At 35.4% G+C, this 3907-nt stretch carries 1 protein-coding gene; it reads left to right on the forward strand.

Annotated features, from left to right (window positions below):
* Positions 1-3907, forward strand: a 3907-nt coding sequence (locus tag HMPREF2571_RS09065; protein ID WP_176745592.1) for a leucine-rich repeat protein, incomplete at both ends; no start/stop codon positions are given.

Below are 3907 nucleotides of genomic sequence, written 5' to 3' on the forward strand. Positions count from 1 at the left end.
TTTTTTAGGTTCTAGTTTGAAAGAGGTAGTATTACCAAGTACGCTAACACAGATAGGCAATTATGCTTTTAGTGGGACACAGTTGACAAATATGTCGGTTCCTTCTAGTGTTAGGGAAATTGGCTCTTATGCCTTTAATAGTACGCCACTTGAGGTAATTAATTTACCTTATGGTTTGCAAGTAATCGGTAGTGGAGCTTTTCGAAACACCAAGCTTGAAACAATTGAGATTCCAGAAGGTGTGACTTATCTTGATGATTACACTTTAGCCAATATTCCAACACTGAAGTCTGTGTATCTTCCAAAAAGTTTGACAGCTTTCGTTCAGTCTTGGGATACACCTTCTGAAAGCGTAGAATACCATGTTTACCTGGATTCTTTTGCTTTAGAATATATGATTGAAAAACAACTTAACTTTAAACTTCGTGATGAAAATGTAGCAAATGATGACAGTAAAGTATTAGACAGTAGCAATTCCTACTATCTGACAACGACAACAGGTACTCGTCGACAAGGATATTTAGGTCTAGACCTAAAGTACGCTATAAAAAAAGATAAATCAAGTGATGATGGTAAGTATGTCCTTCACCTCAATATACCATCTACAACGAAAGTTTTTGAAAGTAAAATACGAGTAAATGGCCAAGATGTAACGGCAACAGTTTCTAATGGTTATCTTGATATTCCTGTTTCAGAAGAGATAGGTAAGATTAAGTTAATGCTGATGACAGAAAATAGAGAACTCACTAATGTTCGTTTATTTGCACAGCTTTCCTATCAGAAAGATAGAAAAAAAGTATCCGAAAATATTGGAGCTATCAATGTTAATATACCTGTCTTAACACTAACAGCTAATCAGGTAACGTCAAGGAGTTACTCTCGTATTAGTGGAATAGCCGACCCTAATGACCAGCTAATTGCTTATCTTGATGATATGGTTGTCGGTCAAGTCAAGATCAAGAAAGATGGAAGTTATACCTTTGATGTACCTCTAGTCACTCCTGTAGACAACAAAGAATATACAATCAAAGTGAAGGCTTTATCATCAGATGGTCGAGAAATCAGTGAGACAACAACAGTTCGCTATGAGAAAAATTATCCTGAGTTAGTGAACTTTATCATGAGTCATAATGGCTACACTTATAATTTGAAAGAGAACCAGGACAAAGTTCCAGTAATTAGTTTTAGACCTGGTGGACAATTTGATTTTGAGGTTGAATATACGAATACCAGTGGCAATGATAGTCTCTATCTTGTCAGTAGTCGCGAAGGTATTAATAAAGTTATCGAGTTAAAATGGGATGTCAAAAAAGAAAAATATGTATATACTGGCTATTTTGACCAAGAAAATACTAGTTATATTCCCGGTAAAATGTCTCTTTATCTTGAAAAAGGTGTTGCACCATCAGAAACTATATATAGTAGAGAGGTTCAAGATAATTTATCACAACGTACTGCGGACAAAATTTTAAAAATAGATAGTGATGGGGATGGATATCCAGATATAGTTGATAAACACCCAAACGCCTGGGACGTAGGAGACCGCGATTTGGCAATTTTCTCATTATTAAGTTATAAATCAGAAAAAGAAATAAAAAAAATCTTCCTTGATAAGAGTTTTAATGACAAGGGCTTAAACATAGGAGGATTAGACCAGTCTTTATTTGAAAATTGGCGATTATTGGGTTCACCTGTCTTCTTACCAGGAGTTGCATACATTAATGTTTATAGATTTGTAAATGATAAGACAAAAGAAATTGTTTTAGCTATACGTGGTACAGATGAGGAGGTAAGAGAAGGTGGCGATAGAGGAATAGAAAAGCCTTTTTTAAGCCCAGAATGGATAGATAATTATCTTGATATATGGGCTGGCGTATCTTTAGATAAAGACGTAATAAAGACCTCTCTTAATTTGTTGTTGCCTAGCGGTAGTGATTATGATGTATCAATTGTTGGGCATTCTAGAGGCTCCTATCTTGCATATATTTTAGCAGCAGAAATGTTAAAAAATAGATTAATAGCTCAAGATTCTGAAATAATTGGTAGTGTTATCGATCCGAAAAAATTAATTAGAGGAAATCTAAAAAATGTTGTTACTTTTAATGGTGTCGGACTTGCTGCAGAGAAAGAACAAATGCTTGCAGTGGTGAAGGGACTGATTGGAAATCTGATACAAAATGCAACAGGAGGTATTTTATCACCGTTGCAAAAAATAATAGACGAGCTATTAAACACGGATTTTCAGTCAGAAAAGGAACTAATTGAGTTATTACAATCCTCAGGTTTAACAAGGGCTTATAGTATAATAGGAGATCCGGTTAGTGATCCATTCCGTAATGGAATTGGAATTGGTGTACATCCTAATATAGTTTTGCCAAGATATGAAAAAAAGCAGCTTATTAATCCAGAGAATGGAGAATTAAGTGAGCATGATATTCATAATTTTTTATATTATTTATCACAAGGAGTTAGAAACTCGAAAAATCAATTTAGGGGAATTGGTGATTTAAAGTCAAACGAAGTCAATGAAAGAATTAGCAGTAGTGCACTCTCAGATTTTAAATTTGTGATAGACCCATCCGGTATTGTAATCAATGATGTTTCTAAGAATCCTATTACTGGTGCAATAACCACAATTTATTATCGAGGTGAAAATGGTGAAGAAGTGCTATGGGATGCAGGTGAGTATTCACAGTTTAATCCTTTGTTTACGACAGTTAATGGCGAGTATGCTTGGGATGTGCCAGAGGGATTCTGGAAAGTCAAGGTAAGTAAAGAGGGATATGAGTCTGCTGAGTCTGACTGGCTTCCAGTACCACCACCTCAGACAGAAGTACATTTCAACTTAAAACCATTGTCTTATAAGATAACTTATAAAGTTGGAGATGGCATATTAAAGGAAGATGTTCCAAGGAGCTACCAAACTGATGTAGATACGGAGTTGCCTTATCCTGTTCGTAAAGGATACGTTTTTACAGGATGGTATTTAGATGATAATTTCTCAGGTGAACCTTACTTTAATACATTGTTCGATAAAGCAGGTGACAAGGTGCTTTATGCTAAGTGGGAAAAGGACACAAAAATCCTAAGTGATGATGATAACATTGTTACGGTGACAGTTTCTGGAAATGATGTAAATGCGATAGATAAGGTTGTTAAAAAGGAAGTTACTAATGCTGATATCTTGGAAAAGGTCGGGGATCATAATAACCTTCTTATGGAAATTCAAGCTTTAGATGATGATGGTAATATAGTATCCTTATCTGAAGACGCTAAAATTGAACTAGCAGTGATTTCAGGTCGAAAACCTTATAAAGTGTTACATTATGTAAAAGATAAGTCGACTTTTGAAGAGGTACCATTTAATTGGAATGAAAAGGACAAGAACATTTCCTTAACCACGTCAACTTTAGGGGTTTATTTGATTCAAAGTAAATTGACAGAACAACAAATGACTACTAAGGTTCGTCAAGAAAGTCGAGCTCTTAAGACTGATAAGATTGAATACGTGAATGATGCAAGTCTAGATGTAGGCAAAGTCCGAGAAATAGCAGCAGTAGACGGGCAAGTTTTGGTAGAAATCACAGATATCTATGTAAATGGTGAATTGCAGTCAAGTACTGAAAAAGAATTATCCCGTATCGAACCGCAATCTAAGAAGGTTTATCGAGGCACAAAACAGGTATCTCACGTCCCAGATGTTGCACCAATGGAGAATAATAAACCAGAGGCTATTATTGAAACCAAGGTTCGTCAAGAAAGTCGAGTTCTTAAGACAGATAAGATTGAATATGTTGATGATTCAAGTCTCGATGCAGGCAAAGTTCGAGAAGTTGCAGCAATAAACGGAAAAGTTTTAGTAGAAATCACAGACGTATATGTAAATGGTGAGTTGCAATCAAGTACA

The organism is Streptococcus sp. HMSC068F04 (assembly GCF_001837455.1).
Taxonomy (GTDB): domain Bacteria; phylum Bacillota; class Bacilli; order Lactobacillales; family Streptococcaceae; genus Streptococcus; species Streptococcus salivarius_D.